This is a genomic window from Microbispora sp. H13382 (assembly GCF_014161445.1).
Classification (GTDB): domain Bacteria; phylum Actinomycetota; class Actinomycetes; order Streptosporangiales; family Streptosporangiaceae; genus Microbispora.
Window position 1 is genome coordinate 444,535 of record NZ_JABBXA010000001.1, and the last position, 23,533, is coordinate 468,067.

General features: G+C 72.6%; 20 protein-coding genes. 11 read left to right on the forward strand and 9 right to left on the reverse strand.

The genetic code is table 11. The features are described 5' to 3' along the window. Positions 1–305: 305 nt before the first annotated feature. The 3 genes from HHX41_RS01915 (at position 306) to HHX41_RS01925 (ending at position 4,341) form a co-directional block, all read left to right on the forward strand. The gene (locus HHX41_RS01915) at positions 306–1,598 is read left to right on the forward strand and encodes a helix-turn-helix transcriptional regulator (protein WP_182904558.1); all 1,293 of its coding nucleotides are present in this window, start codon (positions 306–308) and stop codon (positions 1,596–1,598) included. A gap of 185 nt (positions 1,599–1,783) precedes the next feature. Continuing rightward, positions 1,784–2,350: a copper resistance CopC family protein gene (locus HHX41_RS01920; RefSeq protein ID WP_182904559.1), complete on the forward strand. Its 567-nt coding sequence runs from the start codon at positions 1,784–1,786 to the stop codon at positions 2,348–2,350. Next, positions 2,347–4,341, forward strand: coding sequence for a cytochrome c oxidase assembly protein (locus HHX41_RS01925; protein WP_310741723.1), 1,995 nt, complete (start codon positions 2,347–2,349; stop codon positions 4,339–4,341). The genes HHX41_RS01920 and HHX41_RS01925 overlap by 4 nt, the downstream gene beginning before the upstream one ends. A gap of 80 nt (positions 4,342–4,421) precedes the next feature. On the opposite strand, the gene map is transcribed toward HHX41_RS01925, so the two are convergent. Further along, on the reverse strand, positions 4,422–5,270 hold the full coding sequence (gene map, locus HHX41_RS01930) for a type I methionyl aminopeptidase (protein WP_169978888.1): 849 nt from the start codon (positions 5,268–5,270) through the stop codon (positions 4,422–4,424). A 42-nt stretch (positions 5,271–5,312) separates the two neighbouring features. On the opposite strand from map, the gene HHX41_RS01935 reads away from it, so the two are divergent. Further along, on the forward strand, positions 5,313–5,489 hold the full coding sequence (locus tag HHX41_RS01935) for a hypothetical protein (protein ID WP_169978886.1): 177 nt from the start codon (positions 5,313–5,315) through the stop codon (positions 5,487–5,489). Positions 5,490–5,606: 117 nt separating this feature from the next. Here the strand turns inward: HHX41_RS01935 and HHX41_RS01940 are convergent, their stop codons facing one another. Then, on the reverse strand, positions 5,607–6,002 hold the full coding sequence (locus HHX41_RS01940) for a hypothetical protein (RefSeq protein ID WP_182904560.1): 396 nt from the start codon (positions 6,000–6,002) through the stop codon (positions 5,607–5,609). A 104-nt stretch (positions 6,003–6,106) separates the two neighbouring features. Between HHX41_RS01940 and HHX41_RS01945 the strand changes: the two genes are divergently transcribed. After that, complete coding sequence (locus tag HHX41_RS01945) at positions 6,107–7,066, forward strand: LysR family transcriptional regulator (RefSeq protein WP_169978885.1); 960 nt, start codon at positions 6,107–6,109, stop codon at positions 7,064–7,066. A gap of 22 nt (positions 7,067–7,088) precedes the next feature. Here the strand turns inward: HHX41_RS01945 and HHX41_RS01950 are convergent, their stop codons facing one another. Further along, on the reverse strand, positions 7,089–7,667 hold the full coding sequence (locus HHX41_RS01950; protein ID WP_182904561.1) for a hypothetical protein: 579 nt from the start codon (positions 7,665–7,667) through the stop codon (positions 7,089–7,091). Positions 7,668–7,798: 131 nt separating this feature from the next. Between HHX41_RS01950 and HHX41_RS01955 the strand changes: the two genes are divergently transcribed. Both HHX41_RS01955 and npdG read left to right on the forward strand, forming a co-directional pair. Beyond that, complete coding sequence (locus tag HHX41_RS01955; protein WP_220503629.1) at positions 7,799–8,947, forward strand: lipase family protein; 1,149 nt, start codon at positions 7,799–7,801, stop codon at positions 8,945–8,947. A gap of 99 nt (positions 8,948–9,046) precedes the next feature. Beyond that, positions 9,047–9,718, forward strand: coding sequence for an NADPH-dependent F420 reductase (gene npdG / locus HHX41_RS01960; RefSeq protein WP_169978848.1), 672 nt, complete (start codon positions 9,047–9,049; stop codon positions 9,716–9,718). Between the two features lie 3 nt (positions 9,719–9,721). Here the strand turns inward: npdG and HHX41_RS01965 are convergent, their stop codons facing one another. Next, positions 9,722–10,402 carry an alpha/beta hydrolase gene (locus tag HHX41_RS01965; RefSeq protein ID WP_182904562.1) on the reverse strand — a complete coding sequence of 227 codons (681 nt, stop codon included), beginning with the start codon at positions 10,400–10,402 and terminating at the stop codon, positions 9,722–9,724. A 113-nt stretch (positions 10,403–10,515) separates the two neighbouring features. Between HHX41_RS01965 and HHX41_RS01970 the strand changes: the two genes are divergently transcribed. Then, positions 10,516–11,694: a PLP-dependent aspartate aminotransferase family protein gene (locus HHX41_RS01970; RefSeq protein ID WP_182904563.1), complete on the forward strand. Its 1,179-nt coding sequence runs from the start codon at positions 10,516–10,518 to the stop codon at positions 11,692–11,694. 54 nt (positions 11,695–11,748) lie between these two features. On the opposite strand, the gene panB is transcribed toward HHX41_RS01970, so the two are convergent. Beyond that, on the reverse strand, positions 11,749–12,594 hold the full coding sequence (gene panB, locus HHX41_RS01975; protein WP_169978842.1) for a 3-methyl-2-oxobutanoate hydroxymethyltransferase: 846 nt from the start codon (positions 12,592–12,594) through the stop codon (positions 11,749–11,751). 200 nt (positions 12,595–12,794) lie between these two features. Between panB and HHX41_RS01980 the strand changes: the two genes are divergently transcribed. The 3 genes from HHX41_RS01980 (at position 12,795) to HHX41_RS01990 (ending at position 16,586) form a co-directional block, all read left to right on the forward strand. Further along, complete coding sequence (locus HHX41_RS01980) at positions 12,795–14,045, forward strand: MFS transporter (protein ID WP_182904564.1); 1,251 nt, start codon at positions 12,795–12,797, stop codon at positions 14,043–14,045. Between the two features lie 389 nt (positions 14,046–14,434). Then, positions 14,435–15,949: an MFS transporter gene (locus HHX41_RS01985; RefSeq protein ID WP_182904565.1), complete on the forward strand. Its 1,515-nt coding sequence runs from the start codon at positions 14,435–14,437 to the stop codon at positions 15,947–15,949. A gap of 7 nt (positions 15,950–15,956) precedes the next feature. Further along, complete coding sequence (locus HHX41_RS01990; protein ID WP_182904566.1) at positions 15,957–16,586, forward strand: TetR/AcrR family transcriptional regulator; 630 nt, start codon at positions 15,957–15,959, stop codon at positions 16,584–16,586. A gap of 130 nt (positions 16,587–16,716) precedes the next feature. On the opposite strand, the gene HHX41_RS01995 is transcribed toward HHX41_RS01990, so the two are convergent. The 4 genes from HHX41_RS01995 to HHX41_RS02010 form a co-directional block, all read right to left on the reverse strand. Beyond that, the gene (locus tag HHX41_RS01995) at positions 16,717–18,465 is read right to left on the reverse strand and encodes an NAD+ synthase (RefSeq protein ID WP_182904567.1); all 1,749 of its coding nucleotides are present in this window, start codon (positions 18,463–18,465) and stop codon (positions 16,717–16,719) included. Between the two features lie 50 nt (positions 18,466–18,515). After that, the gene (locus HHX41_RS41565; protein WP_182904568.1) at positions 18,516–19,982 is read right to left on the reverse strand and encodes a BTAD domain-containing putative transcriptional regulator; all 1,467 of its coding nucleotides are present in this window, start codon (positions 19,980–19,982) and stop codon (positions 18,516–18,518) included. Positions 19,983–20,191: 209 nt separating this feature from the next. Next, positions 20,192–22,216: a sensor histidine kinase gene (locus tag HHX41_RS02005; protein ID WP_182904569.1), complete on the reverse strand. Its 2,025-nt coding sequence runs from the start codon at positions 22,214–22,216 to the stop codon at positions 20,192–20,194. Between the two features lie 50 nt (positions 22,217–22,266). Next, positions 22,267–23,472: an MFS transporter gene (locus tag HHX41_RS02010; protein ID WP_310741724.1), complete on the reverse strand. Its 1,206-nt coding sequence runs from the start codon at positions 23,470–23,472 to the stop codon at positions 22,267–22,269. Positions 23,473–23,533 lie beyond the last annotated feature (61 nt).

Consider the following 23,533-nt stretch of genomic DNA (forward strand, 5'->3'; position numbering starts at 1 on the left):
GGCTCGGTTCCCCGCTGATCAATCGTCCGCCGCCGGGCGGCCGGGTGGACAGTAGTTCCCCGGCGGCAGGGTCGTCCGCCGGGGACGGCCCGTCCCGCTCAAGCAGCAGCTACGTGGTTCAGCAGCAGCCGTTGTCGAACGCGTATCGCTGCAGAGGAGACGGGGCGGCGCTGTTGGCCGTAGCATTGCCACCAACGGTCACAAGGGCCAAAATCAGGGCGGTAAGTAGATACGAGGTTGGGCGGCGCACGGTGGATCTCCCATCAACTCGGACTGCCAGGCCTACAATATTTCAGGAGTTGCCAATGGCCGCGCAAGATCTGGTCGGACAGCGCATCAAGGCGATACGGCGGCAGCGCGGGCTCTCGCAAGCGCAGTTGGCGCATCCTGAACTTTCCGACAGTTACGTATCACTCATCGAGAGCGGCAAGAGGACGCCGACGCCGGCCGTTCTCGAACTGCTCGCGCAGAAGCTCGACTGCTCGCTCACCTACCTCGTCAACGGCGTGACGGCCGAGCAGATGGAGGACCTCGAGGTCGGTCTCAGCTTCGCGCGGATGGCGCTCGAGAACGGCGAGGTCGCCGAGGCCCGCCGCAGGTACGCCGAACTGCTCGCGGACAACAACCTGCTGGGTCTCACCGCGCTCCGGGTGGAGGCCCGCTACGGGTACGCCCTGGCCCTGGAGGCGTGCGGCGAGCTCGGCGAGGCGATCTCGGTCCTCAACGAGCTCAACGGCTCCGAGGCGGAGGCGATGCCGCAGGAGCGCAAGATCGCCGTGGCGTTGGCGCTGTGCCGGTGCCACCGTGAGCGAGGTGACTTCTCCGCCGCCGTGCACGTGGGTGAGCAGACGCTCGCCGCCTTCGCGCGCAGCGGCTGGACCGACGAACTGGTCGAGCTCGGCGCCACCCTCCTGCTGGCGTACATGGTGCGCGGGGACATGCTGCGCGCGGGCCACTTCGCGAACGAACTGCTGGCGGCCGCCGAGACCCTCGGCACGTCCCGGGCGACGGTGGCGTCGTCCTGGAACGCGGCGCAGGTGCTGGAGAAGATCGGCAGGGGCGAGGAGGGCATGACGCTCCTCGAACGAGCGCTCGCCTTCCAGTCCGAGAACGGCGAACCCCGCAACCTCGCCCGGCTGCGCCAAGCCTACGCCTCCATGATGCTGCGGGTGCGTCCCGAGGAGGCGGAGCGGGCACGGGAGCTGCTCCTGCGGGCACAGCGGGAGCACGAGGCCTCCGCCACCAGCGCCTTCGACCGGGCGCGGACCGCCTGCGTCCTCGCCTGGGCGGAGATCGTCCTCGACCGCCCGGACGGGGCCGTCGACCACCTCAGGGACGCGCTGGCGCACGTGCAGCACACCAGGAGCGGCCTCCTGGCCGGCGCCAACCTTCTGCTCGGCCAGGCGCACTTCCTGCTCCACCAGGACGGGGACGCCGCCGCGGCGCTCGACCTGGTCACCGGTTGGCTGGAGGATGCGCCGCAGACCCTGAAGGCCGCCGAGGACTGGATGAACGTGGCGGAGATGCGGCGGCGCATCGGCGACGACTCGCAGAGCGTGGCCGCCTATCAGCGCGCCCTCGCCTGCGCCGGGCTGTAGGCGCGATCGCGCCCGCTCGTACCGGAGCCGGGGGAGGCGCGGCCGGGCCGCCTCCCCGCGGGCTCGCGGAAGACCGGCGTTCTCCCGAGCCCCACGGCCGCCGGGGTTCCCCTCGGTCCGTGATCGTGCTGTACCGGAGGTCTGGGGTACGGACCGGAGCCCCGCGTCGGTAGCCTGGGGGTGTCATGAAGAGACCCTTCCTCGCCGCCTTCGCCGCGCTCCTGGCGGCTCTTCTGCTGTGTGCCGCGCCGGTCCTGCCGGCTCAGGCGCACACCTCGCTCAAGAGTAGCGACCCGCAGAAGAACGCCCAGGTCAAGACCTTGCAGAAGGTCACGCTCGAATTCGCGGACTCCGTTCAGTTCCCGGTCGTGGTCGTCCGCGGCGAGGACGGCAAGCGCTACGAGCAAGGCGCGCCGGCCGTGGACGGGCCCAAGGTCGCCCAGGCGGTGACCGAGCCCGTGCCCCCTGGCCGCTACACGATCGCGTGGCGGGTGGTCTCGCCCGACGGCCACCCGCTGGAGGGCGAGATCCCGTTCACCGTGATCGGCGACCAGTCGCTCGGCACGGCGACCTCGGCCGCCGCTCCCGGGGAGCCCGCCTCCGCGGCGGCGCCCTCCACGGCCGCGACGGCGCAGGCCACCGAGGCCGAAAGCGCCGGGCGGACGGGTGTGCCCGGCTGGATCTGGGCGGTGATCTTCGGGATCGCCGGCGTCGGCATAGGGATGTTCCTGAGCCTGCGGAAGAAGCCGTGAGCAGGGCGGTGCGCCTGACCGCCGCCGCGCTCTGCGCGGCCGTGGGCGCACTCGTCATCGCCATGGTGCTCGGCGGCGCCGCGACGCCGCGGATCATCCCCGGCCTGCCCGACGAGGGTACCCTCACCCGCTGGATGCTGCCGCTGTCCAAGCTCGCGATGGACGTCTCCGGCGTGCTGACCGTCGGGCTGCTCGCCGCGGCCGCGGCGTTCCTGCCCAGCGACAAGGGCCTGCTCGGCAAGTCCGCGCTGAGCTACGTCAAAGGCGCGTCGTGGTCCGCGCTGGCCTGGGCGGTGGCCGCGGCGGTGGCGCTGGTCTTCAGCCTGTCGGAGACGCTCGGCATGCCGGTGGGGGAGGTCCTCGCCGGGAACGAGCTCACCAGCTACGCCAGCCAGGTGCCGCAGGGCATCGCGCTGACCCTGGTCGTGTTGTTCGCCGTCGCCATCGCGTTGTTCGCCCGCGGCGCGATCACCGCCGGCGCCGCCGCGGGCCTGCTGGTCTTCGCGCTGGCGACGCTGCTGCCGCCCGCGCTCACCGGGCACTCCTCCTCCTCGCCCAACCACGGGCTGGCCACCACTTCGGTGGCGATGCACCTGCTCTTCCTGGCGCTGTGGGTGGGCGGTCTCGGGGTGGTCTGCATCCACGCGCTGCGCCGGCAGCCGCTCCTGGACGTCGCCGCCGCGCGCTTCTCCCACATGGCTCTGTGGTGCTTCGCCGGGGTCGGCGTCTCCGGGCTCGCCGCCGCCGCCTCGCGCCTCACCTCGGTCGGCGAGCTGTTCACCTCGAACTACGGCCTGCTCCTGCTGGCCAAGATCGTCGCGTTCGCCGTGCTCGGGTTCTTCGGCTGGCGCCACCGCGGCCGTACGCTGCCGCGGCTGTCGGCGGGGGAGCCGCACGCCTTCCTCCGCCTCGCCCTCGGCGAGGTAGTGCTGATGGGGGCGACGATCGGCCTCGCCGTGGCGCTGTCCCGGACCGCCCCGCCGCCAGTCGACACCCCGGTCGACCGTGCGTTCGAGCTGCTCGGTTACCTCGTGCCACCGCCGATCTCGCTCGGCAACCTGGTGACGCTGTGGTGGTTCGACCTGTTCTTCGCCGTCCTCGCCGCCGTCATGGCCGGTCTGTACGGCGCGGGGGTCGTCCGGCTGGCCCGCCGGGGCGACCGGTGGCCCGTGGGCCGCACGGTCAGCTGGTATCTCGGCGTGGTCATCCTCGTGCTCAGCACGCAGACCGGTGTGGCGCGCTACGCGCCGGTGCTGTTCAGCGTGCACATGACCGAGCACATGGTCCTGTCGATGCTGGTCCCGATCTTCCTGGTGCTCGGCGCGCCGGTGACGCTGGCGCTGCGCGCGCTCAAGCCCGCCGCCCGCCGGGGCGACCGGGGACCGCGCGAGTGGATCACGGTGATCCTGCACAGCAGGGTCGTGAAGTTCGTCAGCCATCCCGCGATCGCCACCGCGATCTTCGTGGTGTCGACGTTCGCCCTGTACTTCACCCCGCTGTTCGCCGCCGCGATGGAGGAGCACCTCGGTCACATCGCGATGACCGTGCACTTCCTGCTCAGCGGCTCCCTGTTCTTCTGGGTGATCATCGGGGTGGACCCCGCGCCGCACAAGCTGCCCCACTACGGGCGGCTGCTGCTGCTCATGGTGACCATGCCGTTCCACGCGTTCTTCGGAATCGCCCTGATGAGCATGGGCACGGTGCTCGCGTCGTCCTACTACGACCAGCTCGGGCGCACCTGGGGCGCCTCCTCGCTGACGGACCAGCAGTCCGGCGGCGCGATCGCCTGGGCGTTCGGTGAGATCCCCACCCTGATCGTGCTGCTCGCGCTCGGCTACCAGTGGTGGCGCGACGACGAGCGCGTCGCGCGCCGGACGGACCGCCGCGCCGACGCCGTCGCGGCCAAGTCCGGCGGCACCGGGGACTCGGAGCTGGACGCCTACAACGACTATCTGGCGAAGCTGAACAAGCGGGACAGGGCCGCGGAGTAGGCCCCGCCGGCTCCGCCGGCGGCGATCGGTGCGCGATGAGCCGCGCGGCGCCACGCCGGGACAGGCGAGACGCCGCCGCGCTAGGGCAGGGTCAGGATCTCGTGCCCCGTCTCGGTCACCACGATCGTGTGCTCGAACTGCGCGGTGCGCTTGCGGTCCTTGGTCACCGCGGTCCACCTGTCCGGCCAGATCTCGTAGTCGATCGTGCCGAGCGTGAGCATGGGCTCGATCGTGAACGTCATCCCCGGCACGAGGGTCACCGACAGCGAGGGATCGTCGTAGTGGGGGACGATGAGCCCGGAGTGGAACGAGGTCCCGATGCCGTGGCCGGTGAAGTCGCGGACGACGCCGTAGCCGAAGCGCTTGGCGTACGCCTCGATGACCCGGCCGACGATGTTGAGCTGGCGGCCCGGCACGACCGCCTTGATCGCCCGCATCATCGCCTCGCGGGTCCGCTCGACCAGCAGGCGGGACTCCTCGTCGACCTCCCCGACCAGGAAGGTGGCGTCGGTGTCGCCGTGCACGCCGCCGATGTAGGCGGTGATGTCCACGTTGACGATGTCACCGTCGCGCAGCACGGTGTCGTCCGGGATCCCGTGACAGATCACCTCGTTGATCGACGTGCACAGCGACTTCGGGTAGCCGCGGTAGCCGAGCGTCGAGGGGTAGGCGGCGTGGTCGCAGAGGAACTCGTGGCCGATCCGGTCGAGTTCGTCGGTGGTCACGCCGGGGGCGACGTGCTTGCCGACCTCCTCCAGCGCCTGCGCGGCGATCCGGCCCGCGATCCGCATCTTCTCGATGGTCTCGGGGGTTTTGACGTCGCTGTCGCCCTTCTTGGGCTCGGCCTTCCCCACGTACTCGGGGCGGGGGATGTGGGCGGGAACCTTACGGGTGGGCGAGATCCGCCCGGGGCGGAGCAGCGTGGTCATGCCGCCAAGTCTAGTTGCGCGTCAGGGGGGCACGATTATGGCGTGAGCGATCAATGGTGGTTCTGCCTGAAGCACATGACCGTCGAGCCCGAGAAGGGCTGCCCGAACAAGGACCGGCTCGGCCCCTACGACTCCCGCGACGCCGCCGCCCAGGCCCTGCAGACGGCGGCCGAGCGCAACAAGCGCTGGAGCGAGCAGGACAAGGAATGGGACGACTGATCCCCTGACCCCCTCCCCGGACCGGCGCTTCCGTCGTCTTCTCCCCGGCTCCGATCCGCTCTGTCTCCTGGGGCCGGGCCGGGGACGCGCGCGGCGCCTGTGAGGCGTGACCGGGGCTCAGCCGATCGCGGCTATGCCGTGCTCGCCGGGCCGGCCGGTGCCGTCCGTAGTGCCCTCCTGGGCGGCGGCCCAGGAGCCTGCGGCCGGTGTCGCAGTGCCTGCGGCCGGTGTCGCGGCGCCTGCGGACTCGGCCGCGTGCCGGCGGGCTGCCGCTCGGCGGGCGACGAACCGGCCGAGGGTCCACACGCCGATGCCGCTCCACACCAGGTTGAGGATCGCCGAGGGCCAGGCGGAGTGGTACGCGCTGTTGATCATCAGGGTGACCGCCCCGCCGAAGTTGAGCAGCTGGTAGGGCAGGCCGTCCCCGGACATCCTGCCGGACGACACCATCGCGTACGCGAGCAGCAGGACGACGGCGCCCGCGGTGCCGATGATCGTGATGAACGTGGACATCAGGACGGCTCGCCGTCCACGGAAGTGGTCATGCTGCGATGATCCTGCCCATGAAGAGTGAAGAGCAAGTGAAGGATTCTTAATCCACACATAAGATCCGCTGTATGGATATCGACCCGCGGCGGCTGCGGATCCTGCACGAGGTGTCCCGCAGGGGCGGCGTCATGAAGGCCGCCCAGGCGCTGCACCTCACGCCCTCGGCCGTCTCCCAGCAGCTCGCCCAGCTGGAACGGGAGGTCGGCCTCGCGCTGTTCGACCGATCACAGCGCAGGGTCACGCTGACTCCCGCGGGCCGGGTGCTGGCGGCGTACGCCGAACGCATCGAGGAGCAGCTCGCCGAGGCCAGGCATGAGCTCAACCGCTTCGCCGAGAGGCTGTCCGGGCCGGTCACGATCGCGGCGTTCCCCACCGTGATCCGGCATCTGCTCGTCCCCGCCCTGCGCGAGCTGGCCGTACGGCACCCGCGGATCACCCCCGTGATCCACGAGTTGTTCGGGCCGGGCGCGGTGCAGGAGCTGCGCCTCGGCGGCGTGGACCTGGTGGTGACGGAACGGGACATGAGCCAGCCCGCCGCGTCCCTGCAGTCGATGTCCCGGCACCGCCTCCACGACGACGAGTACCGCATCGTCGCTCCGCCGTCGTGGGACAGGGTGCCCGCCACGGTCGCCGACCTCGTCGACCTGCCGTGGGTCGCCGGCGTGCCCGACCAGGCGTGCGGGCAGGCGCTCGAACGGCTCGCCCAGCTCCACGGGTTCGTCCCGCGCCGTGTGCACCTGATCGCGGAGTTCCCGCCCGTGCTCGGGCTGGTCTCGGCGGGGCACGGCGTGGCGATCGTGCCGTCGCTGGCGCTGCTCGACGTGCCGCCGGGCGAGGTGGTCGTCACCGGCATCCGCGGCGTGGGCAGCCGCAGGATCGAGGCGCTGACCAGGGTGAGCCGCACGACGTCGGGGGAGCCCGACCCCATGCAGGCCGTGGTGATCGAGGTGCTGCGCGAGGCGGCCGAGGCGGTGGACCGGCGGGTGGGCGAGCTCAGCCGTGCCCCGCTCGGTCCGCCCGCGTCCTGACACGCCGCAGGGCGCGGGCGCCTCAGTCGCTCACCCGGGGGCCGGTGATCCGGTCGGCCAGGCGGGCGAGGCGCTCCCGCAGGCCGAGCCGCCGCAGCTCTCCGGCGGCGCTGCTCACCAGGTGCTGCGCCGCGTCGAAACTCAGGACGGCCTCCCCGGCCGGTACGGCGATCGCGTCGTGGGCCAGCGACTCCAGCTCGGGGTCGCCGCCGTCGACGGCGAGGATCGTGGCGCCGCTGCGGCGGGCGTCGTCCACCCGCTCCAGCAGGGGCACGGGTGCCCGTTGCTCGGCGACCACGAAGAGCGTCTCGCCCCTGCCGGCGCCGCGCAGGCGCTCCATCCCGACCCGCAGGTGGGCGGGCGCGCCGGGCGGCGGCGCCCAGCGGACGAGCGTGGGCGAGAGCTGGGCGAGCCCCGACAGCCGGGCCTCGTCCGCGAGATGGGCGGTGACGTGCCACGGCTCGTCCTCGGGGGTGCCGACGACGAGGAGCCCCCCGGCCGACCGGGTGGCCCGCAGGGCCAGGCCGAGCTCCCGGGTGCGTTCGAGCCATCCGGTGGAGGCGAGCACTTCGCGCAGCAGGTTCACCGATGCGGCGTCCATGACCGCCATGGTGCCTGACACAAGCGCGTGAAGTCCCGCCAATTGGGTCCTTGACACACCGTTACCGCCGGGTAACGATCAGCCCACGGCGCCGATTTTGGAATGTGATCCAACAGCCGGAAGGCGGCTCTATGAACCTTCGCGTTCGCGCCACCCTGTCCATGATCGGGGCTCTCCTCCTGCTGCCCGCGCTCACCGGCACCGCACGCGCGACCTCCGCCGGGGACGTCGTCGAAGCCGGCCGCACGACCGTCTATCTCGTGCCCGGCAAGCTGCTGGAGGTGCCGGTGAAGGCATGGCATCTCCGCTACCGGTCCACGTCCGCCACGGGGGAGCCGAACGTCGTCTCGGGCACGCTGCTCGTCCCCGACGCCCCGTATCTCCTCGGCAAGCGGCCCATCGCCGGGTACGCCGTCGGGACGCACGGCATGGGCGACCGGTGCGCGCCGTCGGCCGCCATGGCGAACGGCACCGAGGCCGAGCTCGCCATCATGAGCCTGATGCTGCTCAAGGGCTGGGCCGTCGCGGTGACCGACTACGAGGGGCTCGGCACGCCCGGCGACCACACGTACATGGCGGGCCTGTCCCAGGGGCGCGCCGTGCTCGACTCCATCAGGGCGGCGGCGCGGGTGCCGGACGCGAACCTGTCCGCCACGGCCCCCGTCGTGGTCATGGGTTATTCGCAGGGCGGGTCGTCGGCGGCCTGGGCCGCCCAGCTCCAGCCGTCGTACGCGCCCGAGCTGCGGCTCAAGGGCGTCGCGGCGGGCGGCGTCCCCGCCGACCTGCGGGCGGTCGCCGACCACCTGGACGGCACGGGCGACTTCGGGCTCGCCGCGGCCGCCGGCATCGGGCTCGACGCCGCCTACCCGGAGCTGAACCTCGAGAGCTACCTGACCCCCGAGGGTGCGGCCCTGTTCGGGGACGCGCGCGACGACTGCGTGAGCGACCTGCGCGCCAGGTTCGACGGACGGCGCCTGGCGGACTTCACCACCGCCGACGTCATGAACCTGCCGGACTGGCGGGCCCGCCTCGCCGAGAACCGCCTCGGCGCGTCCGCGCCGCGGGTGCCGCTGTTCCTCTACCACGCCAAGGGCGACGAGATCATCCCGTTCGAGGTGGGCAGGACCCTGCGCAAGGAGTACTGCGCGCGGGGCGTGAACGTCCTGTGGACCGGCCTGCCGGCCGGCAGCCACGTGCTCGGCGCGGTCGAGGGCGGCCCGCTGGCGGTCGCCTGGCTCGCCACCCGCGTCGCCGGTCTCCCCGCCATCCCCAACTGCTGACCTCGCGTCTCCGCGGTGTCCCGCCGTGTCCCCGCCGGGAGAACCGGCGGGGACGCCCCGGAGAGATTCCGGCGGTGACCTGCTGGCATGATCTGAGCCATGGCTGAGCACACCACCGTAGATCTCCCCGACGTCTCCGCGCTGACCATCGGCATCCTGGGCGGGACCGGCGACCAGGGCAAAGGGCTGGCCCGCCGGTTCTCGCTGGCCGGGCACACCGTGCTGATCGGCTCGCGCAGCGCCGAGCGCGCCCAGGACGCGGCGCGTGAGATCGGCGTACGCGGGGCCGCCAACGCCGAGGTGGCGGCCGAGGCGGACATCGTGATCGTCGCGGTGCCATGGGAGGGGCACAAGGCCCTGCTGGAGTCCCTGCGCGAGCCGCTCACCGGCAAGATCGTGGTGGACTGCGTCAACCCGCTCGGCTTCGACAAGCAGGGGGCGTACGCGCTGCCCGTGGAGGAGGGGAGCGCGGCGCAGCAGGCGGCGGCGGTGCTGACCGGCAGCCGGGTGGTCGCGGCCTTCCACCACGTGTCGGCGGTGCTGCTGCTCGACCCCTCGGTGGCGGAGATCGACCTCGACGTGCTCGTGCTCGGCGACGACCGCGAGGCCACCGACGTGGTGCGCGCGCTCGCCGGCCGCATCCCCGGCGCGCGCGGCGTCTACGCGGGCCGGCTGCGCAACGCGCACCAGGTCGAGGCGCTGACGGCGAATCTCATCTCGATCAACCGCCGCTACAAGGCCCACGCGGGCATCCGGGTCACCGACGTCTGAGCCTCACACGGCGGTGGCGATGAGCCAGTCGGCCACCACGTCGGGAGCGACGAGCTGGTGCAGGTGCTCGCCGGGGACGCGGGCGACCGGCCAGCCCCGCTCCCCGGCCTCGTGGGCCAGGGCGGCGTACGCGTCCGCGAACCACAGGTAGCCGCCCTTGAGATGGTCCCATCGGGCCGGCACCGGGATGTCCTCCAGGTAGTACGCGAGGGGCAGCCGCGCCTGCTCGGCGACGACCACCTGCCGGACCACCGGGTCGGGCAGGAGGGCGGCGATGTCGTCCTCGGGCCACCAGTCGGTCCAGCGGGGCAGGACGCCCGAGTCGTCGGCGAGGCCGCGCAGGAAGGCGAGGTGCTCCGGCTCGGCCGCGCGGCAGGCGCCCGTGCGGGGCGGCAGGGCGGCGTCGACGAACAGGCAGGCGGCGACCTGCCCGGCGAGGGCCTGCGCGATCAGCGGCACGAACAGCCCGGCGTTGCTGTGCGCCACGACGGCCAGTGGCCCGCGCGGCGCGCTCGCCGCCACCTCGCTCACCACCCTCGGCCAGTACGGCGGCGGGCCCGTCGTCACGTCGGTCAGCGGGGGCACCACGGCGGTGTGCCCGCGCGCCCGCAGGGTCTCGGCGACCGGGGTCCAGGTCGAGGGGCCGACGGAGGGACTGTGCACGAGGAGGAAGCTGACATCCACCTCCTCATCCTCACCGTGCGCGGCGGAGACGGAACCCTCCTCCGCTCGCCGCGTAACCGATCGCCAGTCGACCAATCTGACAAGAGCGGCTTTTCTGGGTCATTCTGGACGGCATGAGCTCCCTGCATCCGGAAACGCGCGTCGTCCACCTGCCCCGGCCCACGCCGGAGGGCAGCAGGCCGATCGCCATGCCGATCTACCAGACCTCGGGGTTCGTGTTCGACGACCCGGCCGTCTTCGCCGACGGCATGGGGCGGCCCGACGGGGCGTACGTGTACGGCCGGCTCTCCAATCCCACCGTCCGCGCGATGGAGGAGGCGGTCGCCGGGCTGGAGGGCGGCGTGGCCGCCGTGGCCACCGGCTCGGGCATGGGCGCGATCAACGCCGTGCTGCTCGGCCTGCTGCGGTCGGGCGAGCACGTGATCGCCCAGTCGGCGCTGTACGGCGCCACCGCGCAGGCGCTGAACGGCCTCGCGGAGCGCTTCGGCGTCGAGGTCACCCACGTGCCGCAGGACGACCCCGCCGCCGTACGGGCCGCCGTGCGGCCCACGACGAAGCTGCTGTACCTCGAAACCATCGCCAACCCGATGACGCAGGTGGCCGACCTGCCGGGGATGTGCGCGGCGGCGCGCGAGGCCGGGATCCTCACCGTGGTCGACAACACCTTCGCCTCGCCGATTCTGTGCCGCCCCATCGAGCACGGCGCGGACATCGTGGTGCATTCGGTGACCAAGTACCTGTCCGGGCACACCGACGTCGTCGGCGGGATCGCCGTGTTCGCCTCGGAGGCCCTGCATCGCAGGGTGTGGTCGTACGCGGTGGAGCTCGGCGCCACGGCCGACCCGTTCGCCGCGTGGCTGACCCTGCGGGGGATGCAGACGCTGCCGCTGCGGATGGAGCGCCACTGCGCCAACGCCCGCGTGCTCGCGACGCGGCTCGCCGGGCACCCGGCCGTGGCCGCCGTCCACTGGCCGGGCCTGCCGTCCCACCCGTCGCACGAGCTGGCCGCCAAGCTCCTGCCCGACTTCGGCGGCGTGTTCTCCTTCGATCTCGCCGGAGGACGTCAGGCGGGCGAGGCGTTCATGCGCAACGTCCGGCTCGCGCTGCTCGCGCCCTCGCTCGGCGGCGTGGAGACGCTGATCCTCCACCCGGCCACGACGTCGCACCGTACGGTGGGCGCCGCGGGCCTGGCCGCCGCGGGCATCGGTGAGGGGACGGTCCGGGTGGCCGTGGGCATCGAGCACGCCGAGGACCTGTGGGCCGACTTCGCCCAGGCGCTCGACGCGATCTGAGGCGCCCTCATGGGAAGGGCGGCCGCGGCGTGTGCCACGGCCGCCCGGCGGGCCTCAGCGGTAGCTGTGCTCGGGCCTGGGGAAGACGCCGGAGACGACCTCGTCGGCGTACGCGCGGATCGCCCGGTCCATCTCTCCGGCCAGGTCGAAGTACTTCTTCACGAACTTCGCGGGCTGCGGGGTCAGGCCCATCAGGTCCTGCCAGACGAGGACCTGCGCGTCGGTGTGGGGCCCGGCCCCGATTCCGATCGTGGGGATGCTCAGCGACGTGGTGACCCGCTGGGCGAGGTCGGCGGGGACGCACTCGAGCACGACGGCGAAGGCGCCCGCGTGCTCCAGCGCCTTGGCGTCGGCCATGAGCTCGTCACCCGCCTGGCCGCGGCCCTGCACCCGGTAGCCGCCGAAGGCGTTGACCGACTGGGGGGTCAGGCCGAGGTGGGCCATGACCGGGATGCCGGCCGACACGAGCATCTCCACCTGCGGGAGGACCCGGTGGCCGCCCTCCAGCTTGACGGCGTGCGCGCCGGCCTCCTTCATGAAGCGGGCCGCGGTCTCCAGGGCCTGCTGGGGTGAGGCCTGGTAGGAGCCGAACGGCAGGTCGGCCACCACCATCGCCCGCGACGAGCCGCGTACGACCGCGGCGGTGAGCGGGATGAGGTCGTCGACCGTGACGGGCAGCGTCGAGTCGTAGCCGTAGACGACCATGGCGGCCGAGTCGCCCACGAGCATCACCGGGATGCCCGCCTCGTCGAACACCTTGGCGGTCATGGCGTCGTACGCCGTCACCATCGGCCACTTCTCGTGGCGCTCCTTGGCGGCCGCGATGTCGCGGACGGTGACCCTGCGCCCCGCGGCGCCGCCGTAGAGGGCGGGCGTGGACATGACGGAAACAGAGGACATGGCTACCTCCAGGCCTCGTGGCGCCCCTGTGGCGTCCCCGGACAGTCAGATCATTGCATGTCGACATTGCTTGGAACACCCCGAGTGGGCGGGGTAATCCGCGCGTGCGACTGCTGCGGCAAATGGGGCAAATGGGGCGACCCGGCGGAGGGAATGTCGGAGGCGCCCGGCACAATGCCGTGCGGAGGTAAGGAACCACAATGGCTTTTGATCGTTACCGGCGGGTGCTCGCCCTGCCGGGCGTGCGGGCGTTGCTGCTGGTCGGCATGATCGCGAGAATCCCCCTGACCGGCACCGGAATGACGCTGACCCTGCACGTGGTGAACAGCCAGCATCTGGGTTTCCTCCAGGCGGGCCTGGTCGGCACCGCATCCATGGCGGGCGCCGCGGTCGGCTCGCCGCTCGTCGGCCGCTTCGTCGACCGCCGCGGGCTGCGCCCGGTCATGGCCGTGACGACCGTCGTGCAGCTGTGCCTGTGGTGCGCCGCGCCGTCGCTGCCGTACGCCGTGCTGCTGCCGGGGGCGCTGATCGGGGGACTGTTCAGCCAGCCCGTGTTCGGGGCCATCCGGCAGTGCATCGCCGCCATGGTGCCGGTGGAGAACCACCAGACCGGCTTCGCCCTCGACTCGATGGGCGTGGAGTTGTCGTACATGGTGGGGCCCGCCCTCGCCGTCGCGAGCGTGACCGCGTTCGGCAGCACCCCGACGATGTACGGCGTGGCCGCCGGTCTGGTGGGCTCGGGAGTGGCGCTGTACCTGCTCAACCCGCCCACACGGTCGGCCGAGGAGAATGCGGGCCACGCGATCGCCGTCCCCCGGCGGCAGTGGCTGCGGCCCGGTCTGCTCGCCCTGCTCTTCCTCGTGTCCGGGCTGACCTTCGTGCTCACCACGACGGAGCTGAGCGTCGTGGCGATGCTCAAGGCCGGCGGCGCGACCGCCTGGACGGGGCTGGTCATCGCGCTGTGGTGCGGCTTCTCGCTCGTGGGCGGGTTCGTGTACGGCGCGCTGCCCCGGGGGCTGTCGCCCGCGCTGCTCGCGGGCGGCCTGTGCGCGCTGACCGCGCCGGTGGGCCTGGTCGGCGGAGGCTGGGGCTGGCTGTGCCTGGCGCTGGTGCCGGGCGGGTTGCTGTGCGCGCCGGCGCTGTCGTCCACCGTGGACGCCGTCAACCGGCGCGTCCCGGCGGCGGCGCGGGGGGAGGCGATGGGCCTGCACGGCACCTCGCTGACGATCGGAGGCGCCCTGGCCGGGCCCCTCGCCGGCGGGCTCCTGGACTCCCACGGCCCCGCCTGGGCCTTCGCCGTGGCCGGGGCCGTCGGCCTCGCGCTGGCCCTGCTCGCCGGGCTCGTATGGCGCAAGGCTCCCGCCGCCGCCGGGACGGCGGCGGCCGCCCCCGTGCCCGCGACCCCTGCCGTGCCCGCGACCTCTGCTGTGCCCACACCCGCGGGGGAGTAGAACCGGCTCTCTGCCGCCGGGTCTCCCCAAGGGCGCCGTACGCACCGGGATGGGGCGCGCCCCGAACCGGGAATAGAACCGGCTCCCGCGCGGATGTACAGGGGGTGCGCGCCGCCGCGCCACCCCGCGATGTCCTGCCTGCGGCATGTGTAGCCCTGAGCGGCCTTGTGCGGCGCTGTGAGGTCCTGCGCGGAAGGGCCCGGCCGGAGCCGTCTTATGTCCAGTTGACCAGCGGGTACGGCGGCCGTGCGGAGATTATGAAACGAACCCGTTGCGTATCGGAATACCCGGCGCTACGCTTGCGTTGCGAAACTCGATCGTATCGAAATCATGGGGGATCCGTGGAAGCGAATACCGGTCACCCACGCCGATGGCACATCCTCGGCGTGATGGTGTTCAGCCTGCTGGCAGTCGTCCTCGACAACACCATCCTCAACGTGGCGATCAAGACGATCGCCGATCCCATCCACGGCTTGGGCGCGACGCAGAGCGAGCTCGAATGGGCGATGAACTCCTACACCCTGGTGTTCGCCGGCCTGCTGTTCACCTTCGGGGTGCTGGGCGACCGCTACGGGCGTAAGCGGATGCTCATGACCGGCATGGTCCTGTTCGGGCTGGCCTCCCTCGCCAGCGCCTACGCCCAGGACCCGATGCAGCTCATCGCGGCGAGGGCGCTGATGGGCCTCGGGGGCGCCGCCATCATGCCGGCGACGCTGGCGGTCATCTCGAACGTCTTCCCGATCCACGAGCGGGGCAAGGCCATCGGCATCTGGGCCGGCGGTGTCGGCATCGCCGTGGCGATCGGCCCGATCACGGGGGGTGTGCTGCTCGAGCACTTCTGGTGGGGCTCGGTCTTCCTTGTCAACGTGCCCATCGTGCTCGTCGGCCTCGTGCTGATCGCCACGATCGTGCCCGACTCCAAGGACCCGAACAAGACCGGTCTAGACCCGGTCGGCGTGTTGCTGTCCATCCTCGGCCTGATCAGCCTCGTCTACGGCATCGTCCGGATCAGCGACCTCGGCACCGTCGCCGACGTCTCGGTCATCGTGCCGTCGCTGCTGGGCCTGGCGATCCTCGCCGCGTTCGTCTGGTACGAGAGCCGGATCGACCACCCCGCCTTCGACGTGCGCAACTTCCGCAACGCCGGCTTCTCCACCGCGATCGCCGCCGTCGGCCTCGTGTTCTTCGCGGCCATGGGTGTGATGTTCTTCATGGCCTTCTACTGGCAGATCGTCCGGGGCTACTCGCCGCTGCAGTCGGGTGCGCTCGTGCTGCCGTTCGCGGCCGCTCAGCTGATCTTCGCGCCGCAGAGCGCGCGCATGGTGCAGAAGTACGGCGCGCGGGCCGTCGGCACGGTCGCGATGGTCGTCATCACGCTGGCCCTCGCGGCGTACGCCCTGGTGGAGGTGGACACGCCGATCTGGATCCTGCTGGCCCTCGCCTTCGTCCAGGGCGCGGCGATGGCCAACATCATGCCCCCGGCGACCACGGCCATCATGAACGCGCTGCCGCGTGAGAAGGCCGGTGTGGGCTCCTCGATGAGCAACGTCGTCCGGCAGGTCGGCGGCACGCTGGGCATCGCCATCCTCGGCGCGGTCCTGTCCGCCAGCTACCGCAGCGACATGGAGGGCAAGGTCACCGCCCTGCCGGAGGAGCTCCGCCACGTCGTGACCGAGTCCATCTCCGGCGCGGCCGGCGTCGCCGGCAACCTGGGCGCGCGGGGCGCGAGCCTGCTCGACGCCGCGAACGCCGCGTTCGTCACCGGCGTCCACTGGGCGGCCCTCGGATCGGCCTTCGTCGCCCTCGTCGGCACTCTCGTGGTGGCCCGCTGGATGCCGGGCAAGGCTTCGGTCGACGCCGCGGTCCCCACGGCTGAGACCGAAAAAGAAGCGGCGGTAGTGTGAACTCGCCATGAAGACGCAGCAGACGGCTGAGGGGGTGGCCCGCCCGGCGGGCCGCCCGCGCAGCGAGAAGGCGGATCGGTCGATCATCGAGGCGACTCTCGAACTGCTCGGTGAGGGCATCGGGGTTTCGGAGCTGTCCATCGAGTCGATCGCCGGCCGCGCCGGTGTCGGGAAGACCACGATCTACCGCCGGTGGTCCAACAAGGAGGACCTGGTGGTGGACGCCCTGGCGACGCTCAAGCCGCCGATCCCGCTGCCGCAGGGCGGAACCGTGCGAGACGACCTGGTGACCTACCTCCGGGTGATCCAGGAGGAGTCCCGCCACCACCGCACCCGCTGCATCATGAACATCGCCATGAGCGACTCCGAGCGGCATCCCCGGCTGGCGGAGCGGTTCCGCGAGCTGACCATGGAGCCGCGCAGGGCGGTCGTGGCGGCCGTCCTGCGCCGTGGCATGGAGACCGGGGAACTGCGCGCGGACCTCGACGTCGACATGGCGCTGGCGCTGCTCAGCGGGGCCATGATCTGGTACACGAAGTGGTCCCACTCCGGCGACCCCCAGGCCGACATCCCCGAGCGGATCGTCGACGAGGCGCTCAAGGGCTTCCGCCCCCGCACCTCCACCCCCGAGCCGTAACCGCGTCCCTCACCCTTCGGCGGGCATCCGCCGACGACGCCTGGACATCGGGTTGTGACCGGTACCGGACGCCTGCCCGGCACCGGTCACAGCGTTCTCCGGTCCGGGCCCGGCGTCGCGGACACCCGCACTAGAGCCGCTCGCGCCAGCGGGTCGTGATGGGCAGGCGGCGGTCGCGGCCGAAGTTCTTCGGCGTGATCTTGGGGCCCGGCGGGTACTGGCGGCGCTTGTACTCGGCGAGGTCCACCAGGCGGATGATCTTGGTGACCAGCTCGGGGTCGTGGCCGGCGGCGACCAGCTCGTCCCGGCCCATGTCCCGCTCGACGTAGTCGCGCAGCAGCCGGTCGAGCACGTCGTACGGCGGGAGGGAGTCGGTGTCGCGCTGGTCGGGCCGCAGCTCCGCGCTCGGCTCCTTGGTGATGGAGTTCTCCGGGATCGGGGGCTGCCCGGGCTGGGCGTTGCGCCACTCCGCGAGCTTCCAGACCACGCTCTTGAGCACGTCCTTGATGGGGGCGAACCCGCCCGCCGAGTCGCCGTACAACGTGGAGTAGCCGGTCGCCAGCTCGCTCTTGTTGCCGGTGGTCAGCACCAGGTGGCCGTGCTCGTTCGACAGGCTCATCAGCAGCATGCCGCGCACGCGGGCCTGCAGGTTCTCGGCCGCCAGGCCGTGCAGCTCGATCTCCTTCTCGAACGCCGAGACGATGTCGGCGATCGGGACGACCTGCGAGTCGACCCTCTGGCGGCGCACCAGCTCCTCCGCGTCGGTGATGGAGTGGTCCGAGGAGTAGCGCGAGGGCATGAGCACCACATGGACCCGCTCGGGCCCGACGGCGTCGGCGGCGATCGTGGCGACGAGGGCGGAGTCGATGCCGCCGGACAGGCCGAGGATGACCGACCGGAAGCCGTTCTTACGCACGTAGTCGCGCACGCCGAGCACGAGAGCGCGGTAGATCTCCGCCAGGTCGTCCAGCCGCTCGGCGACGACCGGCGCCTCAGGCTCGTACGGCTCGACGGGCGCGGCCGACAGCAGCACCCGCTCGACCGTGATGACCGTGCCGTCGTGCGCGTCGTGGCGGGACTCGCCGAGCTCGCCCGTGCCCTCCGGGAGCTCCAGGTCGGTGACGAACAGGTCCTCCTCGAACTGCGGCGCGCGGGCGACCAGTTCCCCGGAGGCGTCCACGACGAGAGAGTCGCCGTCGAAGACCAGCTCGTCCTGGCCGCCGACCATGTTCACGTACGCGAGCGCGCAGCCCGCCTCGCGGGCCCGCCGCGCGCACAGCTCCAGCCGCACGTCGTCCTTGTTCGTCTCGTACGGCGAGCCGTTGGGGACGACGAGCAGGCCGGCGCCGGCCTCGGCGACCACGGAGACGGGACCGCCGTCCTGCCACAGGTCCTCGCACACGGCCACGGCCACGTCCACGCCGTGCAGGCGGAAGATCGGCAGGCGGTCGCCGCGCACGAAGTAGCGGTACTCGTCGAACACCCCGTAGTTCGGCAGGTGGTGCTTGGCCGACTTCGTCACCACCCGGCCCTCGTGAAGCAGGGCGACCGCGTCGAGCGGGGCGCCCTTGGGCTGGCCGACGCGTGGGGCGAGGTCGGCGCGGTCGAGGTAGCCCACCACGACGGGGATGTCCCCGAGACCCTCGCCGGCCAGGCGCGCGGCCGCCTTCGACAGCGCCGTGATCGACGCCTCCACGAACGAGGACCGGAGCACCAGGTCCTCGGCCGGGTAGCCGGTCAGGAACATCTCGGGGAAGACCACGAGGTGCGCGCCGCGGCCGGCGGCCCTGCGGGTCCACTCGACGAGCATGTCGGCGTTGCCGGAGATGTCACCGACGACCGGATTGGTCTGGGCGAGAGCGATACGCAGTTGAGCCACGGTCCCACCCTAAGGTCTCCGATTGCTTGTCGTCAAAGCGACGATAAGGCTCAGGCGCCCGGTGACCCCGGGCTGACCAGCCCTCTTTCGTAGGCCAGGACCACGAGCTGGGCGCGGTCGACCAGGCCCAGGCCGCGCAGCAGCGCCGTGACCTCGTCGGCGACCTCCTGTTCCGGCACGGCCAGCGTCATCGCGATCTGCCGGTTGGTGAAGCCCCGGGCGACGAGCTTGATCAGGTCGATGTCGGAGTCCGACAGGCCCTCAGGCGCCGCCGGGTCGCGCCGCCCGGCGAAGGCCGCGATGAGGTGCGTGGTGACCGCCGGGTCGAGCAGCGCGTCGCCCTCGACGGCGGCCCGGATCGCCGCGATGAGCTGCTCGGGGGCGGAGGTCTTCAGCACGAAGCCGCTCACGCCGGCCCGCAGCGCCGCGTAGAGGTTCTCGTCGGTGCCGAACGTGGTCATCATGATCACCTTCGGCGGGGCCTCCGCCGCGAGGATCCGCCGGGCCGCCGCCAGCCCGTCCAGGCGCGGCATCTGGATGTCCATGAGCACCACGTCGGGCCGTGCCGACTGGACGAGCGAGATCGCCTGCTCGCCGTTCTCCGCCTCTCCGACGAGGTCGAGCCCCGACTCGCTGTCGAGGATGACCTTGAGACCGGTGCGCACCAGCGCCTGGTCGTCGGCGATCAGCACGCGCAGGGCCGCCGGGCCGGACGGCGCGGGCGCGGAGACCTCCACGACCTGCCCGCCGACGGCCGGGGCCGGCGCGTCCAGATGCTCGGCCTGGACGAGGATGTCCTGCTCCAGCCGCTGCAGGGTGGGGCCGAGGTCGAGCCCGAGTTCGTCGCGCAGCGCCTCCCTGGCCCGCCGCAGCGCGCCGAGCGCGTCGCCCTGCCGCCCCGCGCGGTAGAGAGCGAGCGCGAGAAGCCGCCAGGCCTCCTCCCGCAACGGGTACGCCGAGGCGTGCGCCTCCAGGTCGGGGATCATCGGGCCGGTGCGGCCCAGCCGCAGCGCCGCGTCCGCGCGGCGCTCCACGGCGAGCAGGCGAAGCTCGTCCAGCCGCGTGGCCTCGGTCTGCGCCCAGGTGAGCTCCTGGAACCCGGCCAGCGCCGGCCCGCGCCACAGGGAGAGGGCCGTCTCCATCCGCTCCAGCGTCGCGGCCGGGCCGTCGTGGTCGCTCTTGACCAGGTGCTCGAAGCGCCAGGAGTCCACGTCCTCGACCTTCGCCCGCAGCGCGTAACCGGGCGGAGCCGACACCAGGACGCCGGCCTCCTCGCGCGGCGCGCGGTGGGGTTCGAGGGCCCGCCGCAGGCGGGAGACGTACCCCTGGATCGTGGACAGCGCCTGGGCGGGCGGCCCGCCCGGCCACAGCTCGTCGATCAGCACGCTCACCGGCACGGCGCGCCCTCCGGCCACGAGCAACCGGGCGAGCACGGCCTGTTGCCGCTGCCCGCCGAGGTCGAGCGTCTCGCCATCGGCAATCGCCTCGAACGGCCCAAGAGCACGAAAAGTCACCATCGCACGGTAAGCGTAAGGGCACTGACCGCCTCGGGCGTGCCGCCCGCCTCTCGGTTGGGTCACGAGGCGGGACGGCCGGGTCATGACCGCCCGTCGCGGAGCCGGCGCCGGTCGCGGCTCGCGGCGCCCGCGGGCCGGTCGTGACGCGGCCCGCGGCCTCGCCGGGGACGGTCCGCCGCGTGCTCCTGTGGACGATGCTCCGATGGATGTCAGGCGACGAGGGGGAACCGGGCCTCGACGACGGTGCCGCCGGTCTCCGGCGCGGTGACCACGCAGCTTCCGCCCAGTTCGGCCGCGCGCTCGCGCATCGAGGACATGCCCACCCCCGCGCGCAGCCGGGCGGGCGGGCCGATGCCGTCGTCGGCGACCCTCACCCGCAGCTCGCCGCCGCCGTCCCCGGCAGGGGTGCGGGTGACGCCCACTCTGACCCGGGAGGCCCGGGCATGGCGGCGCACGTTGTTCAGCGCCTCCTGCACGATGCGGTACGCCGCGACCTCCACGGCGGCCGGCAGCCCGCTGAGGTCGCCCTCCACCCGCACCGAGACGTCCTCGACGCCGTCCGTCCCCTCGGGCAGGGTCTCCTCCGCCAGCGCCCGTACGGCTCCCGCCAGCCCCAGGTCGTCGAGGGCCGGGGGCCGCAGGCCGTACACGAGCTCGCGGATGTCGCCGGCCACCGCGTCCATGCCGGTCCGCAGGTCCCGCAGCAGGTCGTCGGCCGTGGCCGGGGACTTGGCCAGGCTGATCCTGGCCAAGTTGATCGTCATCGCCATCGCCCCGAGCGTCTGGCCGAGCCCGTCGTGCAGGTCGCGGCGCAGCCGCCGGCGCTCCTCCTCGCGGGCGGCGAGGATGCGCTCGCGCGAGCGCTGGAGGTCGGCGGCCATCCGTACGGCGTGGGCGACGTCGGCCACGTAGGGCAGCAGCGTGCCGAGCACCCGCTCGTCGTGGGCGGCGGCGAACCGCCGGGCCCCCGGCGGGCCGAGGAGCAGCCGGCCCACCGGCTCGCCGTGCCAGACCAGCGGCGCCTCGCGCGGCGACGGCCCCACGTGGCCGCTCTCCACGTAGCGGGGCCTGCCGTCGGCGATCTCGACGGCGACCCCGTCGACGGCCAGGCCCTCGCGCACGACCGTCACCACCGACGCCAGCGCGTCGGCGGGGTCGGCCCGCCGCACCTCCTGCGTCAGCCGCTCGGCGAGCAACGCGGGGTCGCCCACCCTGCCGTACAGCGCGCGGTCGGCCACGCGCAGCAGGGCGCGGCGCAGCGGCTGGAAGAACCCGCCCGCGAACAGCGCCGCCGCGAGCCCGGCCACCTGGTGGTACCCGGAGACGACCAGGCTGGAGACCGCCCCCGCGCCGAAGTAGACGGCGCTGATCACGCCCAGGAGCCCGGCGGTGACGAACGTCCGGCTGATCACCGTGTCGATGCCGTACAGCCGGTAGCGCAGCGCCGCGAACAGGATCGAGAACGGGATGAGCGCCGTCCACAGCGTCGCGGGCACCCACCACGACTCGCCCATCAGGTACATCGCGACGTACCCGGCGAAGGCGGTGAGGGGCCAGGCGATCTGCCGCCGCGTCACGGGGTCGGCGCGCCGCAGCCGCAGCACGAGCGAGGCGAACGCGGCGACCACGCAGATCTGGACCGTGTGGCCGAGGACCGTCCACGCCGCCGTGTAGTAGGGGACGAGGGCCTTGACCTCCAGCGGGTTGTGGATCACCGCGGGCCAGGCGTACGCCGCGCGGGAGGGGTCGGGCCGCAGCAGGGCCAGGACGATCTCGGTGACCGTGGCGGCGGTGCCCAGCACGACCACCCAGAGCCAGCGGCGGGAGGGGAGCCGGCCCGTGGGCGAGCAGAGCGGGAGCAGGATCGCCAGCATGAGCCCCGCCGCCGCCCAGCACACGACGGCGATCACGCGGCCCGCGTTGGCCGCCCCCATCTCGCCCTGCCAGGCCCAGTGGAAGGAGAGCGCGGTGAAGGCGACGTTTCCCGAGCCGAGCAGTCCGCCCGCGCAGATCAGCCACGCGAGGCTGAGCCGGGGCCGCTGGGACACCAGGAACGCCCCCGTGACGGGGAACGTGAGCGCGACGCCGAAGTCCGGCGTGAGCGGGGGCTTCGGCTGCCACTGCGCGGGGAGCCCGACCTGGACCAGCACTCCCAGGAGGGTCAGGAGCAGTGCCGTGGCCGCCATCGCCCAGGCCACCGCCCGCGCGGGAAAGGCTGGGGGGTTCTCGTCCATCCTGAAAGGGATTATGTCTCGTCCCCTTCTCCCCCCGCCAGGGAACGGACCTACGCCGCCGGTGCGGAGCGGCGGCGGACGGCGCGGCCGATGAGGAGCTGGCCCGCGGCCGCGAGCAGGCCGAGGCCGCCGAGCAGGGGCCACACCAGCCCGGGGGCGGCGGCCAGCAGCCGGGTGCCCACCAGGGGCGCGAGCAGGGCTCCGGCCGACCAGGACAGGCCGTACAGGCCCGAGTAGCGTCCCCGCAGGTGGGGTGGTGCGAGCGTCGCGACGATCGCCCCCGGGATCCCGGCCGTGAGCACCTCGCCGAGCGTCCAGACGGCCACGGTCGCCGCGTGCCCGGCCGCCGACGACACCAGGGAGGTCAGCGCGAACCCCAGCCCGACGAGCGCGAACCCGGCCGCGAGCACCCTGGACGGGTCGAACCGGGCCAGCCACGCGTTCGTGAGCGGCTGGACGACCACGATCAGCAGGCCGTTGACCGCCATCGCCATGCCGTACGCGCTCGTGGGCAGCCCCTGCCCGGTCATGGCGAGCGGCAGCGTGCTGTACGCCTGCAGGTAGACCAGCGCGTACGCCAGGTTGCCCAGCACGAAGACCAGCATGAGCCGGTCGCGCAGCACGTCGGCGAACCGGCCGGGCCGCGCGTCCTCGCGGACCGGGCGGGTCTCCGGGATCGCCCGCCACACGAGGAGGCCGAAGACCAGGCAGGTGACGGCGTCCACCCAGAACAGCACCGTGAAGCCCGAGCGGGCGAGCCAGCCGCCCGCCACCATGGCGACGGAGAAGCCGAGGTTGATGGCCCAGAACAGCAGCCCGAACGCCCGGGGCCGGTCCTCAGGAGGCACCAGGTCGGCGACGATCGCCTGCGAGGCCGGGCGGTAGGCGTCCACCACGATGCCCAGCACGAGCATGCCCACGACGAGCCCGGGCACGCTGGTGGTGTAGCCGAGCGCGATCATGGTGACGGCCGTGGCGACCATGCCGCCCGTCAGCGTGGCCCGGCGCCCGAGGCGGTCGGCCAGCCACCCGGCGACCGGCTGCGAGAGCAGGGACCCCACGCCGAACATGGTCATGACCAGGCCCGCGTTGGCGAGGGAGACGCCGCGCGCCTGGGTGAGGTAGATGCCGATGAACGGCTCCACCATCGTGCCGAGCCGGTTGACGAACGATCCGCCGAACAGCACCCAGAACGGCCGGGGCAGGCCGCCGACCTTCGACTGGATGAAGCCGGTCCTGCTGATCACAGTGGTCACGGGCGTCCACCCTTGGACACCAGGGCCGGGCCGTGCCAATCTTTTAGCCCTGGCTGAAACA

Coding starts and splice junctions, on each gene's coding strand:
- HHX41_RS01915 (WP_182904558.1), top strand. CDS start 306: ATGGCCGCGCAAGATCTGGTCGGACAGCGCATCAAGGCGATACGGCGG.
- HHX41_RS01920 (WP_182904559.1), top strand. CDS start 1,784: ATGAAGAGACCCTTCCTCGCCGCCTTCGCCGCGCTCCTGGCGGCTCTT.
- map (WP_169978888.1), bottom strand. CDS start 5,270: ATGACCACGCTGCTCCGCCCCGGGCGGATCTCGCCCACCCGTAAGGTT.
- HHX41_RS01940 (WP_182904560.1), bottom strand. CDS start 6,002: ATGTCCACGTTCATCACGATCATCGGCACCGCGGGCGCCGTCGTCCTG.
- HHX41_RS01945 (WP_169978885.1), top strand. CDS start 6,107: ATGGATATCGACCCGCGGCGGCTGCGGATCCTGCACGAGGTGTCCCGC.
- HHX41_RS01950 (WP_182904561.1), bottom strand. CDS start 7,667: ATGGACGCCGCATCGGTGAACCTGCTGCGCGAAGTGCTCGCCTCCACC.
- HHX41_RS01955 (WP_220503629.1), top strand. CDS start 7,799: ATGAACCTTCGCGTTCGCGCCACCCTGTCCATGATCGGGGCTCTCCTC.
- npdG (WP_169978848.1), top strand. CDS start 9,047: ATGGCTGAGCACACCACCGTAGATCTCCCCGACGTCTCCGCGCTGACC.
- HHX41_RS01970 (WP_182904563.1), top strand. CDS start 10,516: ATGAGCTCCCTGCATCCGGAAACGCGCGTCGTCCACCTGCCCCGGCCC.
- panB (WP_169978842.1), bottom strand. CDS start 12,594: ATGTCCTCTGTTTCCGTCATGTCCACGCCCGCCCTCTACGGCGGCGCC.
- HHX41_RS01980 (WP_182904564.1), top strand. CDS start 12,795: ATGGCTTTTGATCGTTACCGGCGGGTGCTCGCCCTGCCGGGCGTGCGG.
- HHX41_RS01985 (WP_182904565.1), top strand. CDS start 14,435: ATGGTGTTCAGCCTGCTGGCAGTCGTCCTCGACAACACCATCCTCAAC.
- HHX41_RS01990 (WP_182904566.1), top strand. CDS start 15,957: ATGAAGACGCAGCAGACGGCTGAGGGGGTGGCCCGCCCGGCGGGCCGC.
- HHX41_RS41565 (WP_182904568.1), bottom strand. CDS start 19,982: ATGGTGACTTTTCGTGCTCTTGGGCCGTTCGAGGCGATTGCCGATGGC.
- HHX41_RS02005 (WP_182904569.1), bottom strand. CDS start 22,216: ATGGACGAGAACCCCCCAGCCTTTCCCGCGCGGGCGGTGGCCTGGGCG.